Origin of the sequence: Burkholderia sp. 9775_39 (genome assembly GCF_015712225.1) — a bacterium.
GTDB lineage: Bacteria > Pseudomonadota > Gammaproteobacteria > Burkholderiales > Burkholderiaceae > Burkholderia > Burkholderia cenocepacia.
Map to the genome: position 1 here is coordinate 87,168 of NZ_JACCQC010000005.1, position 25,357 is coordinate 112,524.

Below are 25,357 nucleotides of genomic sequence, written 5' to 3' on the forward strand. Positions count from 1 at the left end.
GCCCGCGGTCAGCGGCTGCCGCCGGATGCGACGCGGCCAGTCTCGTCGGGTGCGCCGCTGCGCACCAGATCCTGGTAGCGCACGCACACGCACTGCGGGGACGCCTTCGCCGCGTACATCGCCGCGTCGGCCTTGACGAGCAACTCCTCGGCCGACGCGCCATCCGCCGGAAACTCGCTGACGCCGATGCTCGCGCCGACGGCCATGCGCCCTTCGTCGAACTCGAGCGCCTCGGCCATCACGATCTGGATGCGCGACGCGACATCGCCGATCACCGCCGGCGAATGCACATCCGACATCAGCACGATGAATTCGTCGCCGCCCAGCCGCGCCACCATGTCGCCGCTGCGCAGCACCTGGCTCAACCGCTTCGCGACTGCAACGAGCGTACGGTCGCCAACCGAATGCCCGTGCTGGTCGTTGATCTGCTTGAAGCGGTCGAGATCGACGAACATCACCGCCAGCCCCTCGCGCACCGCGGCCGCATGCCGGATCGCGGCATCGAGATGCTCCATGAACAGCAGGCGGTTCGGCAGGCCCGTCAGCGGATCGTGGCCGGCGAGGTGCGTGAGCTCCTGCTGCTTCGCGCGCAGCATCGCGACCTGTGTGCGAATCTCGACGCGCATGCTGTCGAAACAGCGCGCGAGCACGCCGATCTCGTCGGCCCGCGCAACCGGCAGCCGTTCGGCGGCCGGATCGTCGAACACGTGCGTGGCGGCGCGCGCGAGCGTCTGCAACGGCCGCGTGATCGCCCGCGCGAACAGGATCGCGAGGATGACCGCCAGCAGGCTCGATACGAGCACCATCCTGACGATCCGTTCGCCCAGCATGCCGGCCGGCGCGAGCACGTCGGCGAGCGGCCGGCCCATCCCCAGCACGACGAAGCGGTTGCCTTCGTCGTGCCCGAACGGCGTGCGGACGAACGCGAACATCTGGCCGGGCGCCGCATCGGGCTGCGCAAGGCCATTGAGCGTCACGTTCATGCGTCCGCTGTCGAACAGCGCGCGCGTGACGGCAAAGCGATCCTGCATCAGCACGCGCCGGCCGCGATCGAAGCCGAACGTCTGTTCCGGATCGGGATGCACGAGAAAATCGCCCCACTCGTTCGCGAGATAGACCGCATAGTCGTCCGGCAAATCGCGTTCGAGCCGGTCGAACACGCGCGACAACTCGACGTCGACGACGAGCGCGCCGACCGTCTGGCCCGCTGCGTCGACCACCGGCGTGCCCACGCGCAGGATCGGCAGCCCCTCCGCCGCGTGCGAGCCCGTCTCGTGATTGACCACGATCGGCGACAGGTAGATGTGGCCAGGCGCCGTCGCGAGCGTATCGAATACATAGGAGAACTGCCCTTTCTCCTGGAATTCGCGTTCGGGCAGCACGACGATGCCGCGCGCATCGCGATCGAGGCGAATGCGTTCGATCCCGAAATGCCCGCGCGCGATCAGACGGATCTGCAGGTATTCCGCGTGATTCCGCATGAAGCTGTAATACACCTGTTCGAGCCGCATGCGGCGCGCGTCGTCCGGATGGTCGGCGCCCGCGACGAACGCGGACGACGGCAACTGCGCGAGCACGAGCGCATCGTCGGCGACGTCGGCGAGCGCGGTCGTGAAGCGCTGCCCGAGCAGTTGCGTCGACATCAGCAGACTGTGCTGCGCCTCCTGCACGAGCATCGCGCGGTTGGCGCGATACGCGTAGTAGCCGGTCGTGCCGGACGCGATCACGCCAATGCACGCGAACAGCACCGACAGCTTCGACGTGAGCCCGAGCCGGATCATTTTCCGAACCGCTCCGGCCGGTCGCCCGACACGATGCGGCCCCACATCGATTCGCGGCGCGCGATGTCCTCCACGGGCTGAAGCCATACGAGATGCTCGTGCCCGGTGTCGAGGCCGCGCGGCGGCTCGAGCGTGTTCGCGAGCCCCTGGCGCTCGGTCAGCAGCGCGCCGATCGCCGGTTCGAGCATGTAGTTGATCCACGCGAACGCGAGCTCGGGACGCAGCGCGCCGCGCGTGACGGCCCAGCAGTCGAGCCACGCGAGCGCGCCTTCGTCCGGGATCACGTAGCCGACGTCCGCGCCGGCGCGGCGCAACTGCTCGACCTGCTGCGTGCCGTAGTTGCCGAACATCAGCGCCGCGCGATGCTGGACGAACAGCGCGGTCGCCTCTTCCGGAAGCGTGTAGTAGGTCAGCAGGTTGCGGCGCAGGTCGATCAGCTTGCGCGCGACGGCAAGCGTCTGCGCGGGCGACAGACGGAACGGATCGGGATAGCCGAGCGCCAGCGCCGTGAACGAGAAATTGTGCTGCGCGCTGTTGAAGTCGAGCACCTTGCCGCGATAGCGCGGATTCCACAGTTCGCGCATCGAGCGCGGCGCGGCCGGCACCTGCTTGCGGTCGTAGATCAGCCCCATCGACGAATAGGTGAACGGGACTGCGTAGGACGCGCCGTCCTGCACGAGGCCGCCGATCATCGCGAGCTGCTGGAAATTCGGCAACTGCCGCCGCCGGTTCGGGATGCGCGACAGGTCGACCGGCGCGAGCAGGTGCTCATGCGCATAGCGCTGGATCTCGGCCGTGTTCGCGGCCAGCACGTCGTACGGCGGCGGCGATGCGCTGTGCAACCGCGTCCACAACGCTTCGTCGGAATCGACCAGCGTCACTTCCACACGCACATGAAACTGCGCCTCGAATGCGCTGACGATATCGCTGTCCGCATAACCGGGCCACGCCAGCACGCGCAGCACGTTGTCGTTGACGGTTTCGGGAGAGGCGGCGACGGCCGGCGGGACGGGCGCCAGTAAGCCTACCGTCAATATGACAAGCAGCGTACGCACGGCGCGGCGCGCGCGCGTGCCTGCGCCGATTCCCCTGATCAATCGGACCCCGCGTGAATCGCCCGGCTGCATTCGACTGTCCTTTTTCGAGTCGATGCGATATCCCGCAACGAGACCATAAAACGCAGGGTCACGCAATCGGAACAAGCCGCACACGGCGCATATTCATTGGCCTTGCGGCTGAATGCGACGCAGTTACCGGGGCCTGCATCGCGGCGCGAATGCACGCATGCGCGGATACGCGAAGACGAACGTCAGCGCCAGGCCTGCGTGAATTCCGCGATCACGCGCGACAGGTGCGCGCGCATCGCGTCGCGCGCACCGTCCGCGTCGCGCGCCATGATCGCCGCGAAGATCCGCTGGTGATCTTCCTGCGACGCTTCGCGCAGCGCGGTCGAGTGAAAGTGCTCCTCGATCTTGTCCCACAGCGGATCGCTGCGCGCGCAATCCCACATCGCCGTGACCATGTGCAGCAGCACCGTGTTGCCGGTCGATTCCGCGATTCGCAAGTGGAACTGGCGATCGGCCGCGTCGTAGGCGGCCTTGTCGTTCATCTGCTCGCGCATCGTCGTCAACGAGAAAAACAGGCGGTCGAGATCGGCATCCTTGCGTTCGGTCGCCGCGAGCGCCGCGACTTCCGCCTCGATCAGCCCGCGCGCGCGCAGCGTCTCGATCGGCCCGGGGCCGCGCGGGACTTCGAACGTCACCGGCCGCGCGGCATCGGCCGCCGACACGTAGATGCCCGAGCCGATCCGCACCTCGACGATCCCCTGCACCTCGAGCGCGATGATCGCCTCGCGCACCTGCGTGCGGCTTACGCCGAACTGGTCGGCCAGGCTGCGTTCCGACGGCAGCCGCGCACCGGCTTCGAACGCGCCGGCGGCCACCATCGCGTGAATCTGCCGCGCAAGGCCGATATAGGAGCGGTCCGCGGCATCGGTGTCGCGGCTGGCGGGCAGGCTGGAAAGATCGGTCATCGGAAGGCTCGCAACAGGCTGGCGGGCGCCGCTGCGGCGCCGGATCGTCAAAATGGTACACCAATTTGGCGACACCCCGGCTCGCCCGTTGGCCGGCCTCGCCTGACGCTTTCGGAAACGTCACGCAGGCCGACGCTTGCCAGAACAACTGGTAAACCACTATCCCTCAAAACTGGCATACCAATCATAATCCGCACACCGACGACGGCCGGCACGCTGCCGCCCCGCTCGTCCAACGCATGAACCGCCAGCCAGGAGCCGCTCTAGTGAAGATGTCTTTCCGTTGGTACGGCGAGTCCGATCCGGTCTCGCTGCAATACATCCGCCAGATCCCCGGCGTCACGCACATCGTGTCCGCGATCTACGACGAACCGGTGGGCGAAGTCTGGCCCGCGCACAAGATCGAAGCGCTGAAGGCGACGATCGAACGCGCCGGCCTGCAGTTCGACGTCGTCGAATCGGTGCCGGTGCACGAGGACATCAAGCTCGGCAAGCCGGGCCGCGACCGCCTGATCGACCACTACCGGCAGACCATCCGCCATCTCGGCGCGGCCGGGATCCGCGTCGTCTGCTACAACTTCATGCCCGTGTTCGACTGGACGCGCACCGAGCTGTCGAAGACGCTCGACGACGGCTCGACCTGCCTCGCGTTCAGCACCGATGCGGTCGACCGGATCGATCCGAACGACGGCATCGCGCTGCCCGGCTGGGATTCCAGCTACCGGCCCGAACAGTTGCAGGCGCTGCTCGCCGACTACCGCGACGTCGACGAGAACGCGCTGTGGGCCAACCTCGAATACTTCCTGAAGGCGATCATTCCGGTCGCCGAGGAAGCCGGCGTGAAGATGGCGATCCACCCCGACGATCCGCCGCGCCCGATCTTCGGGTTGCCGCGCATCGTGAAGAACCGCGACGATCTCGCGCGGATCGTGCGCCTCGTCGACTCACCCGCGAACGGGTTGACGCTGTGCTCGGGCTCGCTCGGCGCCGGCCCCGAAAACGACGTCGAAGCGCTCGTGCGCGAGTTCGGCGCGATGGGCCGCATCCATTTCGCGCACATCCGCAACGTGAAGGTCGACGCGAACGGCGATTTCGAGGAAACCGCGCATCTGTCGAGCTGCGGCTCGCTCGACATCGCCGCGATCGTGAAGGCGTACCACGACACCGGTTTCACCGGCTACGTGCGCCCCGACCACGGCCGCATGATCTGGGGCGAGACGGGCAAGCCCGGCTACGGCCTCTACGACCGCGCGCTCGGCGCGGTCTACCTGAACGGCCTGTGGGAAGCGCTGGCGAAGTTCGACCGCGCGCCGCAAGCGTCGCAGTAATTCGCCTTTCGAGGCGGCCGGCGCAGCGGATCGCCGGTCGCCCGCCACGACATTCCGCGCGGAGACACCGCCATGCCACGCATCCGATGGGCCATGATCCTGATGTGCTTTCTGGCCAACGTCATCAACTTCATCGACCGCGCGAACCTCGCGATCGCGGCGCCCAGCATCCGTGCCGACCTCGGGCTCGACGCGGTCGGCATGGGGCTCGTGCTGAGCGCGTTCTTCTGGACCTATGCGTTCCTGCAGTTACCGGCCGGCTGGTTCATCGACAAGGTCGGCGTGCGCGTGAGCCTCGCGCTGGCCGTCGGCTGGTGGTCGGTGTTCACCGTCGCGACCGGCGCCGCGCGCGGCCTCGCGCAACTGGTCGGCGTGCGGCTGATGCTCGGCGTCGGCGAAGCGGCCGCGATCCCGTCGTTCGCGAAGGTCGCGTTCAACTGGTTCCCGCGCAGCGAGCGCGGCCTCGCCAGCAGCATCTTCGACAGCGGCTCGCGCGTCGGCTCCGCGCTGTCGCTGCCGCTCGTCGCGTGGCTGATCTCGCTCGTCGGCTGGCGCGGGTCGTTCGTGATCACGGGCGGCATCGGCATCGTGTGGGCGCTGGCGTGGTGGTTCGTCTATCGCGACCCGGAACGCTATCGCGCGATCGCGCCGGACGCCGTCGATGCGCTGCTCGCGCAACGCGGCGCGCCGACGGTTGCGGCCGCAACCGACGGCCCGACGGTGTCGTGGCTCGACCTGTTCCGCTACCGCACCGTGTGGGGGATGATGATCGGCCTGTTCTGCCTGAACTTCGCGATCTATTTCTTCATCACGTGGTTCCCGAGCTACCTGCTGCAGTCGCGCGGCTTCTCGCTCGCGTCGCTCGGCACGTGGGGCATGCTGCCCGCGCTGCTCGCGATTCCCGGCGGCTGGCTCGGCGGCTACGTGTCGGACAGCCTGTTCCGCCGCGGCTGGAGCGCCACCGCCGCGCGCAAGACCTGTCTCGTGCTCGGCATGCTGCTGTCGTCGTCGATCGCGCTGTCCGCGTTCGTCGAAAACGTGTGGGCCTGCCTCGGCCTGTTCGCACTCGCATATGCCAGCCTGTCGTTCGCCGGCGCCAACGTATGGACGCTCGTCGGCGAAGTCGCGCCGACGCCCGCGCACGTCGCGTCGCTCGGCGGCATCCAGAACTTCGCGGGCAATCTCGCGGGCATCTTCATCACGACCTTCACCGGCGTGATGCTGTCGATCACGAAAGGCTCGTTCGTGGTGCCGCTCGCGGTGGCCGGCGCGCTGTGCGTGGTCGGGGCGTTGTCGTACCTGTTCGTGGTCGGCAAGGTCGAGCCGTTGCCGCCGCTGCGTCGCGGCGGCAGCGGGCGGAATGTCGAGCCGAACGCGGCGTGACGCGGCGGGACGGCGCGGCCGAAACACCCGCGCTTTCCTTTTCGGGCCGCGCATCGGACAATGAGCCGCGCCCGCCGGCGCGGCGCCGCTCCGGCCCGCGTGCGGCGACGCAGCGCTCCGCCCACGCCGATGAAACGCTACGAAACCCTCGCCCATACGATCGCCGACGACATCCGCAACGGCAACCTCGCCGTCGGCACGCGCCTGCCGTCGTTGCGACAGATCATCGCGCAGCATGGCGTGAGCCAGTCGACGGTATTTCGCGCGTATTACCTGCTCGAACAGTGGGGGCTGATCCGCGCGCGCGAACGCTCGGGCTACTACGTCGCGCCGGGCGCGCAGCCGGCTGCGAGCCCGGCGACGAAACGCCGTACGCGCCGCACCGACGCAACCCGCAAGGTCGACATCAGCAATCTCGTGTTCTCCGTGCTCGATGCGGCCACGCAGCCCGGCATCGTGCCGCTCGGTTCCGCGTTCCCGGCGCCGCAGCTGTTTCCGCTGCCGCGTCTGGCGAAGTCGCTCGCGCAGGCCACGCGGCTCGTGAGCCCGTGGAGCACGGTCGTCGACCTGCCGCCCGGCAACGAGGCGCTGCGCCAGCAGATCGTGCGGCGCTATCTCGCCACCGGCATCTCGCAGCCGATCGACGAACTCGTCGTCACGAACGGCGCACTCGAAGCGCTGAACCTGTGCCTGATGGCCGTCACGCGGCCGGGCGACGTCGTCGCCGTCGAAGCGCCCGGTTTCTACGCGGCGCTGCAGGCGATCGAGCGGCTCGACCTGCGCGCGGTCGAGATTCCCGTCGATCCGCGCACCGGCCTCGACCTCGCCGCGCTCGCGAACGCGCTCGACCGGCACGACATCCGCGCGTGCTGGTTCATGACCAATTTCCAGAATCCGACCGGCGTCACGCTGACCGTCGACAAAAAGCGCGCGCTCGTCGAATTGCTCGCGGCGCGCAACGTGCCGCTGATCGAGGACGACGTCTACGGCGAACTGCATTTCGGCCCGGACTATCCGCTGCCCGCGCGCGCATTCGACCGTCACGGCCTCGTGATGCACTGCAGCTCGTTCTCGAAGACGCTCGCGCCCGGCTACCGGATCGGCTGGGCCGCCGCCGGCCGGTTCGCGGAGAAAGTGCAGCGGCTCAAGCTGATGACGACGCTGTCGGCCAGCATTCCCGCGCAGGCCGGCATCGCGAACTATCTCGAGCACGGCGGCTACGACCGGCACCTGCGCGTGCTGCGCGGCGCGCTGCACGCGCAGCTCGACCGGATGGACGACGCGCTGCGGCGCTGGCTGCCGGCCGACGTCGAGTGGGTGCGGCCGGAAGGCGGGTATTTCCTGTGGCTCGCGTTTCCCGACGCGATCGACGCGATGGCGCTGCATCGCGAGGCGATCGCACGCGGCATCAGCTTCGCGCCGGGTCCGCTGTTTTCGGCCGCGCACGGCTTCGAGCGCTGCGTGCGCGTGAACTTCGGCCATCCGTGGAGCCGCGACATCGAGCGCGCGATCCGCGTGCTCGGCGAACTGGTCGCGCAGCCGTCGGTCCGCAAGGCCGGCTGAGCGCGCAGGGAGCGCGCCGCGCTGCCGGTGTCGCGGCCATGCAGCCGATCCGCGCGCGGGTTACATTGCAGGTCCTGCCGCCCCTTCACGATTGCCCATGAGCCCACTGCCTTACCTCGATCACGACGCGCTGCTGACACTGACGGCCGAAGCGGCGCACGTCACGCAGCCGTGCACGTGCACCAAGACCTCGCTCGCCGGCTGGACGACCCTGCCGCTGTCGCTGCCGGACACGCAACTGCTCGAAGTGGCCACGCTCATGCCGCCGGGCGATGCCGAGCCGACCTACGCGGAATATCATCCGGCCGGCACGCACTATGCATCGGACGACGCGCCGATCGCGCCGCGCCATTTCCCGTACAACCGCTGCACCGTCAGCCGCTGCCGCCCGTGCGGCCGCCTGTTCCTGCGCTACCAGGAAGGCGGCGGCTACTTCATCGACCAGCGCATCCGCGCGCTCGATCCGGCGCTCGTCGTCGACGCATGACCGCGCTCACGGGCATGCACGCATGCCCGGCCTGCGCCGGCGCCCCGCCGGCCATCTGCTGCGCCTTTTCCGTCCCGATCTGCTGCTTGTCCCGCCGCACCGCGTTCCCTACGCTGTCTTCCGTTGCCTGACATCCGTCGCAACGCCCTGCCGCGCCGCGCGCCCTGCGCCGCGGCGCCTCTCGCGTATCACGTCATGTATCGATATACCGATTTCGACCGGGCGCTCGTGCGCAGCCGCGCCGCCCAGTTCCGCGACCAGCTCGAACGCTGGCAGCAAGGCACCCTCGGCGAGGATGCGTTCCGGCCGCTGCGCCTGCAGAACGGCTGGTACGTGCAGCGCCACGCGCCGATGCTGCGCGTCGCGGTGCCGTACGGCGAGCTGTCCAGCGCGCAGCTTCGCGTGCTTGCGCGGATCGCGCGCGATTACGACGTGCCCGACGACGCCACCTACCGCGCCGCGTGCGACGCGCAGGCCTTGCTCGGCACGTTGCGCCTGCCGACCCGCAGCGCGCACTTCACGACCCGCACCAACGTGCAGTTCAACTGGATTCCGCTCGCGAAGGCGGCCGACGTGATGGATCTGCTCGCGACCGTCGACATGCACGGCATCCAGACCAGCGGCAACTGCATCCGCAACATTTCGTGCGACGAACGCGCGGGCGTCGCGCCGGACGAGATCGCGGATCCGCGCCCGTTCGCCGAGGTGATGCGTCAATGGACGACGCTGCACCCCGAATTCGCGTTCCTGCCGCGCAAGTTCAAGATCGCGATCACCGGTGCGACCGAGGACCGCGCGGCGACCGACTGGCACGACGTCGGGCTGAAGCTCGTGCGCGACGACGCGGGCGCGCTCGGCTTTCGGGTGAGCGTCGGCGGCGGGATGGGCCGCACGCCGATGATCGCGACGCTGCTGCGCGCGTTCCTGCCGTGGCAGCACGTGATGAACTACATCGAGGCGATCGTCCGCGTGTACAACCGCTACGGGCGGCGCGACAACAAGTACAAGGCGCGGATCAAGATCCTCGTGAAGACCGAAGGGCAACGCTACATCGACGACGTCGAGGAAGAGTTCCGCCAGATCGTCGACCTCGACGGCGGCCCGCACACGATCCCGCAGGCCGAATTCGAGCGCGTCGCCGCGTCGTTCGTGCCGCCGCGGTTGAAGCCGCGCACGCTCGACCTCGCCGACGCGAATGCGCGCGTCGCCGCGCAGGCGAGCCGTCATCCGGCGTTCGCGCGCTGGCTCGCCCGCAACGTCGCCGACCACCGCGACCCGGCGCTGCGCATCGTCACGCTGTCGTTCAAGCGCCGCCTGCAGGCACCGGGCGATGCGTCGCCGGAGCAGCTCGACGCGCTCGCCGAGCTCGCCGACCGCTTCTCGGCCGGCGAGGCCCGCGTCACGCACACGCAGAACGTCGTGCTGCCGTGGGTGCACGTCGACGACCTGTTCCTGCTGTGGGAAAACGCCCGCGCGATCGGGCTCGCGAGCGCGAACGTCGGGCTGCTGACCGACATGATCGCGTGCCCGGGCGGCGATTTCTGCGCGCTCGCGAACGCGCGCTCGATTCCGGTCGCCGACGCGATCGCCGAGCGCTTCGACGATCTCGACCTGCTGCACGACGTCGGCGACATCGACCTGCACATCAGCGGCTGCATCAACTCGTGCGGCCATCATCACAGCGGCCACCTCGGCATCCTCGGCGTCGACAAGGACGGCGCGGAGTGGTACCAGGTCACGCTCGGCGGCTCGGACGGCTCGAGCGCGAGCGGCCCCGCGCGGCCGGGCAAGGTGATCGGCCCGTCGTTTTCGGCGGACGAGATCGTCGATGTCGTCGACGCGATCATCAACGCCTATCTCGACGCGCGCATCGACGCGAACGGTCGCGGCGAACGATTCGTCGACACGGTGCGCCGCATCGGCACGGAACCGTTCAAGGCCGCCGCGAACGCCGCACGTCATCAGGAAGAGCCGGCATGAAGCACGAGACCTCGAACCCATCCGCACGCATCCGGCTGCTGACGCCGGCCGAGCACGCAGACGACACGCAGCAGCACGACGCGACGACACTGACGATCGGCAACGACGAGGAACTGCCGCCGCTGGCCGCACGCATCGCGCATGCCACGCGCATCGACCTGCAGTTTCCGTCGTTCACCGACGGCCGCGCATACAGCCAGGCCTACCTGCTGCGCAAGCGCTACGGCTTCGCCGGCGACCTGCGCGCGACCGGCGACGTACTGGTCGACCAGTTGCTGCTGATGGAACGCACGGGGTTTTCGAGCGCGGTGCTCGGCGACGCCGCCGATCTCGCGGTCGCACGGCGACAGCTCGACCGGTTTCCGGGCTTCTATCAGCGCGATGCGCGAACGGTCATGCCGCCGCGGGACGCGGCGGCGCAGCCCGGAAAATGAAACGGGCGGCTCGCTGGCCGCCCGTCCGATGAACCGGAAGCAAACCGGCCGGTGCCTGCCGTCACGCGGGCGCCGGCCGATGTTCAGCGCGCCGCCACCGGCTTGCCGAACCCGCCGAGGATCTTCTTCTCGAGCGCGATGTAATCGCGGCCGAAGTGATGATCGCCCTGCGTCCTGATCACGTCGGCGCCCGTGTTCGCGAGCGCCGGACACATCGTGTCCGTCTCTTCCGCACCGTAGAAGCACTGCACGAGCGTCGGCGGTACCTTCGCGATTTCCGGCGCGACCTTCAGCGCCTTGTCGCTCGCGGGCATGCCGAGCCAGCCCGTCACGCGGATCTGGAAATCGGCCGACGGCGCGAAGCCGAGCAGCGACACCACCGCGACCTTGTCGCGCAGGTCGGCCGGCAGCCGGTTGTACGCGAACGGCATCACGTCCGCGCCGAACGAGTAGCCGACCAGCGCCACGCGGCCGGCATGCCAGCGTGCCATGTAGGTGCGCATCACGCGGGCCAGATCGCGGCTCACCTGCGCGGGCGGCTTCTCGCTCCAGAAATAACGCAGGCTGTCGATGCCGACCACCGACACGCCGTCGCGCTGCAGCGCCTCGGCGATCGTCTTGTCGAGATCGCGCCAGCCGCCGTCGCCCGAAATCACGATCGCGAGCCGGTCGCTGCCACCCTTGGCCGGCAGCTCGACGAGCGGCAGGTCGGAGACGTCGAGCTCGTCGTTGCTGCCGGTGGTGTCGCGCAGGTGCGGCGTGACGAGCGACACGAGCTTCGCGGTGTCGCCCGCGGCAGCCGTTTCGACGAAGCCCGGCATCGCGCGTCGCACGATCGTCGGATCGGGCGGGCACGGCTTGAAGCGCGGATCGAGCTTCGCGGCCGGACCGACCGCGACGACGCCGGCGATCGTGTTCTCCGGCGCCATCGCGAGGATCTGCTTGGCGATCGCGCCGCCCTGACCCACGCCCGCGACGATCGGCGTGAAATAGCGCGACGACTGCGCGAGACGTTCGAGCTGATGGCTGACCGCCTCGGCGTCGCCGTCGAGGTGGTGGCAAGTCTCCTGCTTCGCGGCGAGATTCGCCGCGTAACGCGCGGAATCGACGCCGACCGTCATCGCCCCGGCTTTCGCGAGCGCGTCGGCCGCCTGCTGATCGGCGGCCCGCCAGCCGCCCTCACGCGAGAACAGCACGACGAACCCGCGCAGCGGCCCGCTCGGCCTGGTCACGGTCACGGGCCCGTAGCGGCCGCCGGACACGGTTTCGGCTTTCACCGCGGCCGGCTGCGTGGCGCACGCGGCGCCGGCCAGCATCATTCCCGCGCAGGCGGCTGCCGCCCGCGCGATACCCTTCTTCGACATCATGAACGCCGACCTCCAGCCAGCAATGACAGATCCGCCAGCGTGACGAACACGCCGACCGAGCCCGAGGCCGCGAGATAACGCGGCTCCCAGTGCGGTTCGAACTTGCTCTTGAAAGCGCGCAAGCCGCGGAAGTTGTAGAAGCGGCCGCCGAAGCGCCAGACCATCAGGCCGAGCCGGTGGAACGGCGACGGCATCTTCGCCGCCCCCATCCCCGAGAACGGCGCGATACCCAGGCTCAGCTTGCGGAACCCCGCTTCCTTCAGATGCAGCGCGAGCTGCGTAAACAGATACTCCATCGCGTACGGCGAAGCCTCCGGCAGATGGCGCATCACGCCGACCGTCGCCTCGGTGTTGAGGTCGGTCGTCATGAACGTGACGAACGCGATCGGCTTGTCGGCCTGCCGCACCAGCATCACCGACTGCGTCGCGAGATAGCCGTCGTGGAACGCGGCCACCGAGAAGCTCTTTTCGCGCGCATCGCGGCTGTCGAGCCAGCCGTCCGAGATGCCGCGCAGCGCCGGCAGCGCGGCCGGCACGTCGCCCGGCGCGATCACCTCGACCGTCAGCGCATCCTTGTCGCCGCGCCGCAGCGCATAGCGCAGATGCGAACGGTTCGATCCCTTCAGGTCGAACTGGTCGAGCGCGATGTGCGCTTCCTCGCCCAGCTTCATCAGCGTGAGCCCCGCGTCGAGATACAGCGGCAGCGCGTTCGCGCGCACCTGGTAGAACGCCGCGCGGCCGCTGTGCGCATGCGCGAGCGCAATGAACTTGCTGATCAGCGCCGGCCACTCTTCACGCGGCCCGACCGGGTCGTGCAGCGCGGCCCACGTGCGGCCGTTCTTCGCGTACATCAGGAACGCGCGCCGCGACTCCGAGAACAGGAACGACTTGTCGCCCATCAACGCCAGGCCCGCATCGCTGCATTCCTGCGCGCGGATGATCTGCTCCGCGTCGACCAGATCCTGCTCCGCGGGCTTCACGAATCGGCCGGGCGCCGGGCGCAGCAATTGCCACAGCGCGAACAGCGCAACGAACACGCCGGACGCGAGCGTCGCGCGCAGCGCCCGCGGCGCACGCGCGTCGAACGAGAAATGCGACCACAGCTCGCGCGTGTAAGGCACGTCGCGGAACGCGAAGAACAGCACCCACACGGCCAGCATCAGCACCATCGCGACCGACACGAACCAGCTGACGGTGAAGCGCTCGGCCAGCAGCGACGAATGACGATTGAAGCGGCGGCGGCTGACGAGCAAAAGCACGAGCAGCGTGCCGAGCACGCCGGCCTCGACGAACGCGAGGCCCTTGGCCAGCGACAGCGCGAGGCTCGCGAGCGTCAACGCGAAGGTCATCCACCACGCACCGTCGAGCCGGCGCAACAGCCCGCGCGCGACGAACAGCAGCGCGACGCCGAGCACGCTGCAGATCACCTGCGAGCCTTCGAGCACCCACAGCGGCACGATGTGGCGCAGGATCGCGATCCGGTGCCAGAACGCGGGCGTCGCGCTCGAGATCACCAGCATCCCGCCGACCGCGAACGTCACGAGGCTCAGGAACACCGGCGCGAGCTGCGACACGCGCACGGCCTGCCGCGTCACGAGCCGGCGCCGCAGCGCGCGGCCCTCGAAGCCGGCCAGCAGGCCGGCCGACAGCACGAGCGGCACGCCGAAATAGATCGCGCGATACGCGATCAGCGCGGCGACCATCGCGTGCGCGGGCACTTCGCGACCGAGCGTGAAGACCATCGCCGCCTCGAACACGCCGATCCCGCCCGGCGTATGGCCGATCATCCCGAGCAGCAACGCGGCCGCATAAACGGTAATGAAGGTCGGGAAGCCGACCGGCGCTGCCGGCAGCAACACCCACAGCGTCAGGCCCGCGGCCACCACGTCGAGCACCGCATAGACGACCTGCGCGACGAGATCGCGCCGCGCCGGCACGTCGAACGACAGCCATTTGAAGCGCGTGACGACCGGGCGCGCGGTGTTGCCGCACAGCGCGACCAGCGCGGCGAGCGCGACGAGCAACGCGGCGCCCGTCCACGTGAGCACGCCGGGCCCGACGTGCAGCATCGCGGCGAGCGCCTCCGGCACGCAGACCATGCCGACCGCCGTCATCAACACCATCGCGAGCGCCAGCGTGCCGCTGGTGAACACCGTCATCCGCCCGATCTGGGCCGGCGTGACGCCCGACACACCGTACACGCGCGCACGCACCGCGCCGCCCGTCAACGCGCCGAAGCCGGTCGCATTGCCGAGCGCGGAACCGGCAATCGCGCCGATCCACAGCGCGACGCGCGGCACCTTGGCCGCGACATAGCGCAGGCCGACCGCATCGCGGGCGACGAGCGCGAGATAGCTGAGGGCCGTCGCGGCCAGCGACGCGCCCCACTCGGCGACGGACATGTGACGCAACTGGCGGATCACCGACCGGTAGTCGACGGATTCCGACAGATGCTGGAAAACCACGATCAGCAGCAGGCCGATGCCGAGCGCGAGCAGCGGCGACAGCACGCGCTCGTTGCGGATCAGCGCCCGGGCACGGGCGATCACCGCCGCGGCACGGCCGGGCGAACCAGAGTGGCGGGAAGACATAACGTGTTCAGTGGTGGTGCATAGCGTGTCGCGGCGCGGGTTGGCCGGCGGCGACGTATCTGGTTGTTCTGCATGGGCGGCCGGCCGAAGACGGGCTCGTGGCGCCTGGATCAGAACTTACGAGTATACGGAATTAATATTACAGAATCTTTCACGTCGGCTTTGTGCGGATTTGTGGTGTCTCTCGCATCAAAACGCATAAAGAAACCGTGCGTCCTACGAACGCAAGGTGCGCATCATACCGGGAACCGGGGCGGTTTTTTCATCGGATGAATGACTTGCGATGCATTTGGGAGGAATCTGCCGGCACGACGCCAGCCGAAGAGGACGAAAGCGTCGTGTCGCGAGGCTTTCCCGGAATGGGGGCAGATTGATTCGGACCTCCGCGTGCGCGCAGAAACGTCCGGCCTCCCTTACTTCGCCCGCTCGTGCTCCCCCAACCCGATCGCCTTGTAATCGTAAGTCGGATAGAACTCCGTCCGGTACACCCCCCACGCCGTATCCTCCAGCACGCGATTGACCTCGCGCAGCCGCGCCGCCGGCAATCGCAGCACGACGATCTGCCCGATTCCCATCGTCACCGTCCAGCTCACCACCTCGACGCCCGGCGGCGGAAACGCCTTGTAGAACCCCTGCTTCGCAAGCTGCGCATTCAGCTCGGCGAGCGGCCGCGATTCGTCGTGTTTCAGGAAAACGGTCAGCAGGACCGCGTTGTCGGGCGTCGCGACGGCCGATCCTGCCGGCACCGTCGACGTCTGGCCGACGGCCGGTGCGCTGGAAATCGCGGCGGCCGCCAACGCTGCGGCAATCACGCCGGTTCGAATCGAAAAATGCGGAAATCCGGTCATCACGCAACTCCATGGCGTCGTGGCGGGAGTCGCCATCATGCGCCGGCGAATCGATCGCTGCAGTGAGCCGCGCCGATGCGACTACGCCGCGCCCGCGCCAGCGCGCTCGCGCAGCACGTCGATGAACGCGCGCAGCTTGGCCGGCACGTGCTTGCGATTCACGTAATACAGCCACATCGGCGGCAGCGTGCGGCACGTACCGGGCAGCACCTCGACGAGCGTGCCGTCGCGCAGGTCCTGCTCGATCCGCTCGCGCATGAACGCGAACGCAATGCCGACGCCCGCACGCGCCGCATCGATCACCGCATCGGCATCGTTCGTCACGAATACGCCGTCCGGGTCGAGATCGACGTCGCGTCGCCCGTCGTGCAGCAGCCATTTGTGCAACCGCCCGCTTTCCGTAAACCGGAAACGGATGCACGCGTGACGCTCGAGCTGCGCAATCGACGCCGGCGCACCGTGCCGCGCCAGATAACCGGGCGACGCGACCAGCGCACACGTCAACGCAGGCGCGATCCGCACGCCGATCATGCCCGGCTGCAGCCGGTCGGCGAGGCGAATGCCCGCATCGAATCCCTCCTTTGCGATGTCGACGAGTTCGTTCTCGTAGCGGATTTCGAGCCGGACTTTCGGATAGCGCTCACGAAAGGGGGCGAGCACCGGCGCGATCACGAGCAAGCGCGCGAGCGGCAGCGCGGTCACGCGCAACAGCCCGCTCGGCTCGCTGCGCGCATCCTTCAGCGCGTCACGCGCCTGCATGACCTGCCGGTACGCGGGCTCGGTCTGCCGCCAGTAACGCTGGCCGGCTTCCGTGAGACTCACGCCGCGCGTGCTGCGGTTGAACAGCTTCACGTTGAGCTCGCCCTCGAGCTGCCCGATCGACAGGCTGACGGCGGCCGGCGTCAGGCCCAGCGCGGCGGCGGCCCGCGTGAAGTTGCCGGCCGTCGCGACGGTCATGAACACGTGCAGGCCGGCCATCGGATCGCGTCTGCTCATCGCTTGCCCATCATTAAAAAAACTTGAAACTGCTTCGAGTGGAATGCGGATTCTCCCATATACCGCCACTGCCTACACTGGCGCTGTCGTCCTGTCGGAGCCCTTCGCATGAACCCGCTCACCGCCGCGCTGCCGCTCGCCGTCGCCCGCCGCACGATCGACGCGGCCCTCGCGCATGCCGCGTCGCTGCAGGTAGCCGGCGTCGCGATCGCCATCGTCGATGCCGGCGCGAACCTGCTCGCGTTCGTGCGCACCGACGACTGCTTTCTCGGCGCGACCGATCTCGCGCAGCGCAGAGCGCTGACGGCGGTCCGCTTCCGCGCGTCGACCGGCGCGCTCGGCGCGATGTCGGGCGACGGCCCGCTGCGCGGCATCGAACACAGTCACGGCGGGCTCGTCACGTTCGGCGGCGGCGAGCCGCTCGTCGACGGCGACGGACGCTGCGTCGGCGCGATCGGCATCTCGGGCGGCAGCGTCGACGAAGACACCGCGATCGCGCAGCACTGCCGCGACCTTTTTCAGGCAACGTTCCACTCCACAAGGTAAGCACATGACACGGAAACGCATCCTCATCACCGGCGCGGGCACCGGCTTCGGCCGCGAAGTCGCGCTGCGGCTCGCCGAGCGCGGTCACGACGTGACGGCCGGCGTACGCGCCACGGCCGAGATCGACGACGTCGCGGCCGCCGCCGCGCAACGCGGCACCACGCTGCGCGCGATCAGGCTCGACGTCACGTCGGCCCACGACCGCGCGCGCGCGGCCGAGCTCGACATCGACGTGCTCGTGAACAACGCGGGGGTCGGCGAAGCCGGCGCGCTGGTCGACCTGCCGGTCGAGATCGTCCGCGAGCTGTTCGACGTGAACGTGTTCGGGCCGCTCGAGCTCACGCAGCAGATCGCGCGCGGGATGCTCGCGCGCCGGCACGGCAAGATCGTGTTCGTGTCGTCGATCGCGGGCCTGATCACGGGGCCGTTCACGGGTGCGTACTGCGCGTCGAAGCACGCGATCGAATCGGTGGCCGAAGCGATGCACGCGGAACTCGCGCCGCACGGCATCCGCGTCGCGGTCGTGAATCCCGGCCCGTACCGCACGGGCTTCAACGACCGGATGATGGAAACGACGCGGCGCTGGCACGATCCGGCCGTGCATACCGTGACGCCCGAGCGGCTGACGTTCCCGCTCGAACAGCACGACCCGGAGGAAATGATCGCGAAGATGGTCGACGTGATCGACGGCGACGGCGGCGCGTTCCGCAACCTGCTGCCGGCGGCGTCGGAAGCGTTCGTGCGCGCCGAGCAGGCGCGTGCTTGGGAACGGCAGCAGTAAGCGCCGCCGGCGAAGCGGCGGACCGACCGTCCGCCGCTCGCGCGATTCTCAGTACACGTCGCGCATGTAGCGCCGCGCCTTCGAAAGCCGCGCGACGTAGTCGTTCGCGGCGTCCTCCGACATGCCGCCGTGCCGGGCGACGATCGCCTTCAACGCCGCATCGACGTCCTTGGCCATCCGCGCGGCGTCGCCGCACACGTAGAAGTGCGCGCCTTCCTCCAGCCAGGCGAACAGCTCGGCGCCCTGCTCGCGCATCCGGTCCTGCACGTAAACCTTGTCGGCCTGGTCACGCGAAAACGCGAGATCGAGCCGCGTCAGGAAGCCGCTGTCGTGCATCGCCCCCAGCTCGTCGCCGTAGTAGAAATCGGTCTGCGCGTGCTGCTCGCCGAAGAACAGCCAGTTGCGTCCGCGCGCGCCGCGTGCCCGCCGCTCGTGCAGGAAGCCGCGGAACGGCGCGACGCCGGTGCCCGGGCCGACCATCACGATCGGCACGTCGCCGTTCACCGGCGGCCGGAAGTGCGCGGACTTCTGCACGAACACCGGCACGCGGCCGTCGTCCGCGCGATCGGCGAGGAACGTCGACGCGACGCCTTTGCGCGCGCGCCGGCCGTTGTGATAGCGCACGGCCGACACGGTCAGGTGAATCTCGCCCTCGTGCGCGCTCGGGCTCGACGCGATCGAATAGAGGCGCGGCTGCATGCGCTTGAGCATGCCGACCAGCTCGGCGCCCGACAGCTCGATCGGATATTCGTGCAGCACGTCCGCCAGCTGCTGCCCCCACAGCCATTGCTTGAGGTCGCCCTTGCGATCCTCGCCGAGCAGCGACTTCAGCGCGCCGTTCGCGCTGCGCGACGCGATGAAGGCCAGCGTGTCCGGATGCGGGCGCGTGATGTCGAAGTGGCGTGCGAGCGCATCGCCGAGCCGGACATCGCCGACGCCCGGCACCGACACGGGCGCATCGGCCTTCAGCGCGGTGACGGACAGCAGTTCGTCGACCAGTTCCGGGCAGTTGGTGGGCCACACGCCGAGCGCGTCGCCGGCTTCGTATTCGAGGTTCGCGCCCTGGGTCGACAGCGATACATAGCGCGTGTCTTTTGCCGCGCCCGGCCGGTTCAGCCGCAGATTCGCGACGAGCTTCGACGGCGCCGGATGCACTTTCGTCGGCAACAGCCCCGACGGGCTCAATCCGCCGGACGGCACCGCGTGCAGCGCGGCATCGGCCTCCTTGATCCGCGCGACGACGCGCTCGAGCCACTGATCGGCATCGTGCTGGAATTCGACGTCGCAATCGACGCGTGCGCACAGGCGCGCCGCGCCGAGTTCCGCGAGCCGTGCGTCGAGCCGGCGGCCGTGGCCGCAGAACCGGTCGTAGTTGCGGTCGCCGAACGCGAGCACCGCGAAATGCACGCCGTCGAGGCGCGCGGCGCTGCCGGCCTGCAACGCATCCCAGAATTCGCTGCCGTTGTCGGGCGCGTCTCCGTCGCCGAACGTGCTCGTCATCAGCAGCACGTATTGCGCGCCGGCCAGCGACGCGACCGGATAGTCGGACATGCACGCGGTGCGGATCTCGAAGCCCGCGTTCATCAGCTTCGTCGCGTAATCCTCGGTCAACGATTCGATGTTGCCGGTCTGCGACGCCCACAACAACGTGACCTTCGGGCGCGGGCGCACGATCCGTACGCCGCCCGCCGCGGCGGCGTCGGCCGGCAGCGCGGGCGCCGCGCCGGTCTGCGCACCGGCAGGCAGCGCGCGGCTGAACAGGCCCGCGAGCATGCCGTCGAGCCAGAGCCGCACGGGCGGCGTCAACGGCGCGCCGGCCGGCAGCACGGGTACGCTGCCTTCGCGACGGCCAGCGCTCGCCTTCAGCCCGCTGACGAGGCCCGCCACGTACAGCCGCTCGGTGTCGGTCAGCGGCGGCGGGGCGAGATCGGCGACGCCGAGCGCGGCCGCGAAAGTGTCGATGTCTGCCATGTCGGATTCCTGTGAAGCAGTCGCGTGCATCATCGCCGGCGCGGGCCGCGCGTCGTCGGCGCCTGCATCGGGTTGCGCGGTGTCGTCGTCGACCGGCGCGAACGCATCGGCTTCGACCCGCGTCAGCGCGACCGCGCAGTATTTCAGTTCGGGTTGCTGCGATTCGGGGTCGATCGCGTCGTTCGTCACCGCGTTGATGCACAGGTCGTCGCCGTATACGTCGTTCCAGTGCATCGGCGCGAAACAGTTGCCGCGCCGCACGCGCTCGGTCACGACGGCCGGCAGCACCGCGCGGCCGCGCGCCGAACGGATCTCGACGCTGTCCTTCGCGGCGATGCCGAGCGCGCTCGCATCGTCCGGGTGCAGTTCGACGAACGGGCGCGGGTTGAGCTTGTTCAGCATCGCGACCTTGCCGGTCTTCGTCATCGTGTGCCACTGATGCTGCAGCCGCCCGGTGTTCAGCACGATCGGGAACGTGTCGTCCGGCAGCTCCGCCGGATCGACGTGCGGCCGCGCGAAAAAGCGCGCCTTGCCCGACGGCGTCGGGAACGCGATGCGCGGGGCGTCGCCGCCGTCGGCTGCGGCGCGCAGCGGCTGGTTCACGCCGTCGTTCAGGTAGCGGATCGGGTGCCGCGCGCGCGCGGTGCCCGGCGCGACCGGCCACTGCACGGGCCCGTCGCGCAGCGCCGCGTGGCTCGCGCCGCGCAGGTCGTAGCCGGTCGCGGGGTTCGAGAAACGGACGATCTCGTCGAACACATCGGCCGCGGACGCATAGTCGAACGCGTCGCCGAACCCCATCGCGCGCGCGACTTCCGCGACGATGCGCCAGTCGGGCAGCGCGTCGCCGGGCGGCGCGACCGCCGCGCGCATCAGCGTCATGTTGCGCTCGGAGTTGATCATCACGCCGTCGCCCTCGGCCCACAGCGCACCGGGCAGCAGGATATCCGCGTAGCGGTTGGTCTCGGTGTCGAGGAACGCGTCCTGCGCGATCACGAGCTCCGCGGCCTGCAACCCGGCGATCACGGTGCGCCGGTTCGGCACGGTCGCGACCGGGTTCGTGCAGACGATCCAGCACGCCTTGATGTCGCCGGCCGCCATCCGTTCGAACAGGTCGACCGTGCCGTTGCCGGTGTCCTTGCGCAGCGTGCCGGCCGGCACGCGCCACAGGGTCTCGACGAAGCGGCGGTCGTCGTCGGACGCCACCGAGCGCTGCCCCGGCAGCCCCGGCCCCATGTAGCCCATCTCGCGCCCGCCCATCGCGTTCGGCTGGCCGGTCAGCGAGAACGGCCCGCTGCCCGGGCGGCAGATCCTGCCGGTCGCGAGATGCAGATTGCAGATCGCGTTGGTGTTCCACACGCCGTGGGTGCTCTGGTTGAGCCCCATCGTCCAGCAGCTCGTCCATTCCGGCGCGTCGCCGATCCATTGCGCGGCCGTGCGGATGTCGGCTTCCGCCAGCCCGGTGATCCCGGCGACACGGTCGGGCGTGTAGTCGGCGAGGAACGCGGGCATCGCGTCCCAGCCTTCGGTGTACGCGTCGATGAACGCGGCGTCGGTGCGGCCGTTCGCATGCAGCAGATGCAACAGCCCGTTGACCAGCGCGAGATCGGTGCCCGGCCGGATCTGCAGGAACAGGTCGGCCTTGTCGGCGGTGCCGGTGCGGCGAGGATCGACGACGATCAGCTTCGCGCCGGCCTTCACGCGATCCATCATCCGCAGGAACAGGATCGGGTGACAGTCGGCCATGTTCGCGCCGATCACGAAGAACAGGTTCGCGCGATCGAAATCCTGGTACGACCCGGGCGGGCCGTCCGCGCCGAGCGACTGCTTGTAGCCGGTGCTCGCGCTCGCCATGCACAGGCGCGAGTTCGACTCGATGTTGTTGGTGCCGACGAAGCCCTTCGCGAGCTTGTTGACGAGGTATTGCGCCTCGATCGACAGCTGCCCCGACACGTAGAACGACAGCGCATCGGGCCCGTGCGCATCGAGCACCGCGCGCAGCCGGCGCGCGGTCTCGGCGATCGCGTCGCGCGCCGGCAGCGGCACGAGGTCGTCCTCGCGCGCGCGGCGCACGAACGCGCGATCGAGCCGCCCCGAGCGGCGCAGCGCGACGTGCGCCGACGAACCTTTCGTGCACAGCCGCCCGAAGTTGGTCGGATGGTCGGCGTCGCCGGACACCTTGACGACTTCGCCCTCCTCGACGTGCAGCACCATGCCGCAGCCGACACCGCAGTACGGGCACACGCTCTTGACGGGGGTCGCGGTCATGGGCGCTCCGGGACGGTCAGGCCGCGACCCACACGAAGCCGTCCTCGACCCGCGACGGATACGCGTTCACCGACTGCTCGGGCGCTTCCAGGCATTCGCCGGTACGCAGGTCGAAGTGCTGCTTGTACAGCGGCGACGCGACCACGACGCGCTCGCCGAGGCTGCCGATCAGCCCGCGCGACATCACGGCGGCCTGCGATACGGGATCGACGTTGTCGATCGCGAACACGCCGCCGTCGGCATGCGCGACGTGAAACACCGCGATCTGCTCGCCGTTGACGAGCGCGCACACGCCGGTGTTCGGCACGATGTCGTCGAGCGGGCATACACGGGTCCAGGACAGCGGAAGGCGATCGTTCATGATGGGCTCCTTGCAAGGTGGCGGATGTCGGTCACGCGGTGGCGGTTTCGGTCGCGGCTCGGGTCGCCGCCGCGGCGACGACGGGGATCGGCACGGGCTTGCCGCCCGCGCGCTCGCCGGGCGTCGCGGGCCGGATCTGGCCGCGCGTCTCGACGAACTCGATGGTCGTATCCGGCGCGTCGCTGTTCACGAAGTGGCGGAAGCGCTTGCGCGTGTCGGGATCGGTGACGGCCTTCTTCCACTCGCACTCGTAGGTATCGATCACGTGCTGCATGTCGGCTTCGAGTTCGCCGGCGATCGCGAGCTTGTCGTGCACGACGACGTCGACCAGGTAGTCGAGGCCGCCTTCGAGGTTGTCGCGCCAGACACTGGTGCGTTGCAGCCGGTCGGCCGTGCGCACGTAGAACATCAGGAAGCGGTCGATGTAGCGGACCAGCGTCGCACGATCGAGGTCGGACGCGAGCAGCTCCGCGTGGCGCGGCTTCATCCCGCCGTTGCCGCACACGTACAGGTTCCAGCCTTTCTCGGTCGCGATGACGCCGACGTCCTTGCCCTGCGCTTCCGCGCACTCGCGCGTGCAGCCGGACACGCCGAACTTGATCTTGTGCGGCGCGCGCAGCCCCTTGTAGCGGTTCTCCAGATCGATCGCGAGGCCGACCGAATCGTCGACGCCGTAGCGGCACCACGTCGACCCGACGCACGATTTCACGGTGCGCAGCGCCTTGCCGTACGCGTGACCCGATTCGAAGCCGGCCGCGATCAGCTCCTCCCAGATCGACGGCAGTTGCTCGACGCGCGCACCGAACAGGTCGACGCGCTGGCCGCCGGTGATCTTCGTGTACAGGCCGTATTTCTTCGCGACCTGGCCGACCGCGATCAGCCCTTCCGGCGTGACTTCGCCGCCCGGCATGCGCGGCACGACCGAATACGTGCCGTCGCGCTGGATGTTCGCAAGGTAGTAGTCGTTCGAATCCTGCAGCCCCGCGTGCTCCTTCTTCAGCACGAACTCGTTGAAGCACGACGCGAGGATGCCCGCGACGGCCGGCTTGCACACGTCGCAGCCGAGCCCGCGGCCGTGCTTGTGCAGCAGTGCGTCGAACGTCGTGATGCGCTCGACGCGAATCAGGTGGAACAGCTCCTGGCGCGAATACGGAAAGTGCTCGCACAGATGGTTGTTGACCGCGAGGCCCTGCTTCTTCATCTCGGCCTTCATGATCTGCGTGACGAGCGGCACGCAGCCGCCGCACGACGTGCCGGCGCCCGTGCACGTCTTCAGCGCGCCGAGGCTCGTCGCGCCGTCGGCCACCGCCGCGCAGATCTGCGACTTCGACACGTTGTTGCACGAGCAGATTTGCGCGCCTTCCGGCAGCGCATCGACGCCGATCGCCGGCTTCGCGGCGCCGTCCGACGACGGCAGGATCAGGAATTCCGGCGATTCGGGCAACTCGATGCGGTTCAGCATCATCTGCAGCAGCGTGCCGTACTCGGCCGCATCGCCGACCATCACCGCGCCGTGCAGGAACTTGCCGCAGTCGGACACCACCAGCTTCTTGTAGACCTGGCGGCGCTCGTCCGCGTACTGGTAGGTGCGGCTGCCGGCCGTCGTGCCGTGCGCGTCGCCGATGCTCGCGACGTCCACGCCCATCAGCTTCAGCTTGGTGCTCATGTCGGCGCCCGCGAACGCGGCCGCCGTCGCTTCGTCGGCGTCGCCCGCGAGTTGCCTCGCGACCACACGCGCCATGTCGTAGCCCGGCGCGACGAGGCCGTACACGATGCCGTTCCAGGCCGCGCATTCGCCGATCGCGTAGATGTCGGCGTCGCTCGTGCGGCACGCGTCGTCGATCGCGACGCCGCCGCGCGGGCCGATGTCGAGCCCGCACGCGCGGGCCAGTTCGTCGCGGGGCCGGATACCGGCCGAGAACACGATCATGTCGGTGTCGAGATGCGTGCCGTCGGCGAACGCCATCCGGTGCGTGCCTTCGTCGCCGTCGACGATTTCGAGCGTGTTCTTGCCGGTATGCACGGTCACGCCGAGCGCCTCGATCTTCGCGCGCAGCATCCGGCCGCCGCCGTCGTCGACCTGCACGGCCATCAGGCGCGGCGCGAATTCGACGACGTGCGTGTCGAGCCCCATGTCGCGCAGCGCCTTCGCGCATTCGAGGCCGAGCAGGCCGCCGCCGACCACGACGCCGCGCTTCGCGTGCGCGCCGCACGCCTGCATCGCCTCGAGGTCCTCGATCGTCCGGTACACGAAGCAGCCGGCGCGATCGCGGCCCGGCACCGGCGGCACGAACGGACGCGAGCCCGTGGCGAGCACCAGCTTGTCGTACGCGAGCGTTTCGCCCGATGCGAGCGTGACCGTATGCGCGGCGCGGTCGATCGACGCGACCTGCGCGTTCAGGCGCAGGTCGAACTGCGGATGACGCTCGAAGAAGCCGGGTTCGACGAGCGACAGATCGTCCGCCGACTTGCCCGCGAAGAATTCGGACAGATGCACGCGATCGTAGGCCGCGCGCGGTTCCTCGCCGAGCACCGTGACCTGCGGCGCGCCGGCCGCGGCGGCCTCCGCCGCGACGCATTCGAGAAGCTTGTGGCCGACCATGCCGTGGCCGATGACGATGAGTTTCATGATGGCGGTTCCTT

General features: G+C 69.1%; 18 protein-coding genes. 8 read left to right on the plus strand and 10 right to left on the minus strand.

Features of this window, described 5'->3' with window-relative positions:
* Positions 1-8 precede the first annotated feature (8 nt).
* From H0X90_RS08775 to H0X90_RS08785, 3 genes are all read right to left on the minus strand, one after another.
* A complete protein-coding gene (locus H0X90_RS08775) occupies positions 9-1,781 on the minus strand; it encodes a GGDEF domain-containing protein (RefSeq protein ID WP_077189401.1) in 1,773 nt (590 codons plus the stop codon).
* The gene (locus H0X90_RS08780; protein WP_077189400.1) at positions 1,778-2,908 is read right to left on the minus strand and encodes a PotD/PotF family extracellular solute-binding protein; all 1,131 of its coding nucleotides are present in this window, start codon (positions 2,906-2,908) and stop codon (positions 1,778-1,780) included. Before H0X90_RS08780 ends, H0X90_RS08775 begins: the two co-directional genes overlap by 4 nt.
* Positions 2,909-3,090: 182 nt before the next feature.
* On the minus strand, positions 3,091-3,813 hold the full coding sequence (locus H0X90_RS08785) for a FadR/GntR family transcriptional regulator (protein WP_006486005.1): 723 nt from the start codon (positions 3,811-3,813) through the stop codon (positions 3,091-3,093).
* Between the two features lie 266 nt (positions 3,814-4,079).
* Here H0X90_RS08785 and uxuA point away from each other — a divergent pair, with 266 nt between their 5' ends.
* The 6 genes from uxuA to H0X90_RS08815 all read left to right on the plus strand — a co-directional run bounded on the left by uxuA (position 4,080) and on the right by H0X90_RS08815 (position 10,988).
* The gene (gene uxuA / locus H0X90_RS08790; protein WP_006486021.1) at positions 4,080-5,141 is read left to right on the plus strand and encodes a mannonate dehydratase; all 1,062 of its coding nucleotides are present in this window, start codon (positions 4,080-4,082) and stop codon (positions 5,139-5,141) included.
* A 72-nt stretch (positions 5,142-5,213) separates the two neighbouring features.
* Positions 5,214-6,524, plus strand: a complete 1,311-nt coding sequence (locus H0X90_RS08795; RefSeq protein WP_006485998.1) for an MFS transporter — start codon at positions 5,214-5,216, stop codon at positions 6,522-6,524.
* 129 nt (positions 6,525-6,653) lie between these two features.
* Positions 6,654-8,087, plus strand: coding sequence for a PLP-dependent aminotransferase family protein (locus H0X90_RS08800; protein ID WP_006486002.1), 1,434 nt, complete (start codon positions 6,654-6,656; stop codon positions 8,085-8,087).
* A gap of 97 nt (positions 8,088-8,184) precedes the next feature.
* The gene (locus H0X90_RS08805; RefSeq protein ID WP_006486014.1) at positions 8,185-8,574 is read left to right on the plus strand and encodes a hypothetical protein; all 390 of its coding nucleotides are present in this window, start codon (positions 8,185-8,187) and stop codon (positions 8,572-8,574) included.
* Positions 8,575-8,769: 195 nt separating this feature from the next.
* A complete protein-coding gene (locus H0X90_RS08810) occupies positions 8,770-10,554 on the plus strand; it encodes a nitrite/sulfite reductase (protein WP_048988134.1) in 1,785 nt (594 codons plus the stop codon).
* A complete protein-coding gene (locus H0X90_RS08815) occupies positions 10,551-10,988 on the plus strand; it encodes a DUF934 domain-containing protein (protein WP_006486022.1) in 438 nt (145 codons plus the stop codon). The genes H0X90_RS08810 and H0X90_RS08815 overlap by 4 nt, the downstream gene beginning before the upstream one ends.
* An 83-nt stretch (positions 10,989-11,071) precedes the next feature.
* On the opposite strand, the gene H0X90_RS08820 is transcribed toward H0X90_RS08815, so the two are convergent.
* From H0X90_RS08820 to H0X90_RS08835, 4 genes are all read right to left on the minus strand, one after another.
* The gene (locus tag H0X90_RS08820) at positions 11,072-12,355 is read right to left on the minus strand and encodes a virulence factor family protein (RefSeq protein ID WP_077189399.1); all 1,284 of its coding nucleotides are present in this window, start codon (positions 12,353-12,355) and stop codon (positions 11,072-11,074) included.
* Positions 12,352-14,946 (minus strand): bifunctional lysylphosphatidylglycerol flippase/synthetase MprF, encoded by a 2,595-nt coding sequence (gene mprF, locus H0X90_RS08825; RefSeq protein ID WP_048988129.1) that lies wholly within the window; start codon positions 14,944-14,946, stop codon positions 12,352-12,354. Before mprF ends, H0X90_RS08820 begins: the two co-directional genes overlap by 4 nt.
* Before the next feature lie 413 nt (positions 14,947-15,359).
* Positions 15,360-15,794 (minus strand): hypothetical protein, encoded by a 435-nt coding sequence (locus tag H0X90_RS08830; RefSeq protein ID WP_006486003.1) that lies wholly within the window; start codon positions 15,792-15,794, stop codon positions 15,360-15,362.
* 81 nt (positions 15,795-15,875) lie between these two features.
* Positions 15,876-16,790, minus strand: a complete 915-nt coding sequence (locus tag H0X90_RS08835) for a LysR family transcriptional regulator (RefSeq protein WP_059720807.1) — start codon at positions 16,788-16,790, stop codon at positions 15,876-15,878.
* A gap of 108 nt (positions 16,791-16,898) precedes the next feature.
* Here H0X90_RS08835 and H0X90_RS08840 point away from each other — a divergent pair, with 108 nt between their 5' ends.
* Positions 16,899-17,336 carry a heme-binding protein gene (locus tag H0X90_RS08840; protein WP_077189398.1) on the plus strand — a complete coding sequence of 146 codons (438 nt, stop codon included), beginning with the start codon at positions 16,899-16,901 and terminating at the stop codon, positions 17,334-17,336.
* A 4-nt stretch (positions 17,337-17,340) separates the two neighbouring features.
* Positions 17,341-18,117: an SDR family oxidoreductase gene (locus H0X90_RS08845; protein WP_077189397.1), complete on the plus strand. Its 777-nt coding sequence runs from the start codon at positions 17,341-17,343 to the stop codon at positions 18,115-18,117.
* A gap of 48 nt (positions 18,118-18,165) precedes the next feature.
* On the opposite strand, the gene H0X90_RS08850 is transcribed toward H0X90_RS08845, so the two are convergent.
* Genes H0X90_RS08850 through nirB form a run of 3 tightly spaced genes read right to left on the minus strand, consistent with a single transcriptional unit; the run spans position 18,166 to position 25,343 of the window.
* Entirely contained in the window at positions 18,166-22,353 is a 4,188-nt protein-coding gene (locus tag H0X90_RS08850) for a bifunctional nitrate reductase/sulfite reductase flavoprotein subunit alpha (RefSeq protein WP_077189396.1), read from the minus strand.
* Between the two features lie 16 nt (positions 22,354-22,369).
* The gene (gene nirD, locus H0X90_RS08855) at positions 22,370-22,714 is read right to left on the minus strand and encodes a nitrite reductase small subunit NirD (RefSeq protein WP_006488749.1); all 345 of its coding nucleotides are present in this window, start codon (positions 22,712-22,714) and stop codon (positions 22,370-22,372) included.
* Positions 22,715-22,745: 31 nt separating this feature from the next.
* Positions 22,746-25,343, minus strand: a complete 2,598-nt coding sequence (gene nirB / locus H0X90_RS08860) for a nitrite reductase large subunit NirB (RefSeq protein ID WP_077189395.1) — start codon at positions 25,341-25,343, stop codon at positions 22,746-22,748.
* Between the last annotated feature and the right edge of the window lie 14 nt (positions 25,344-25,357).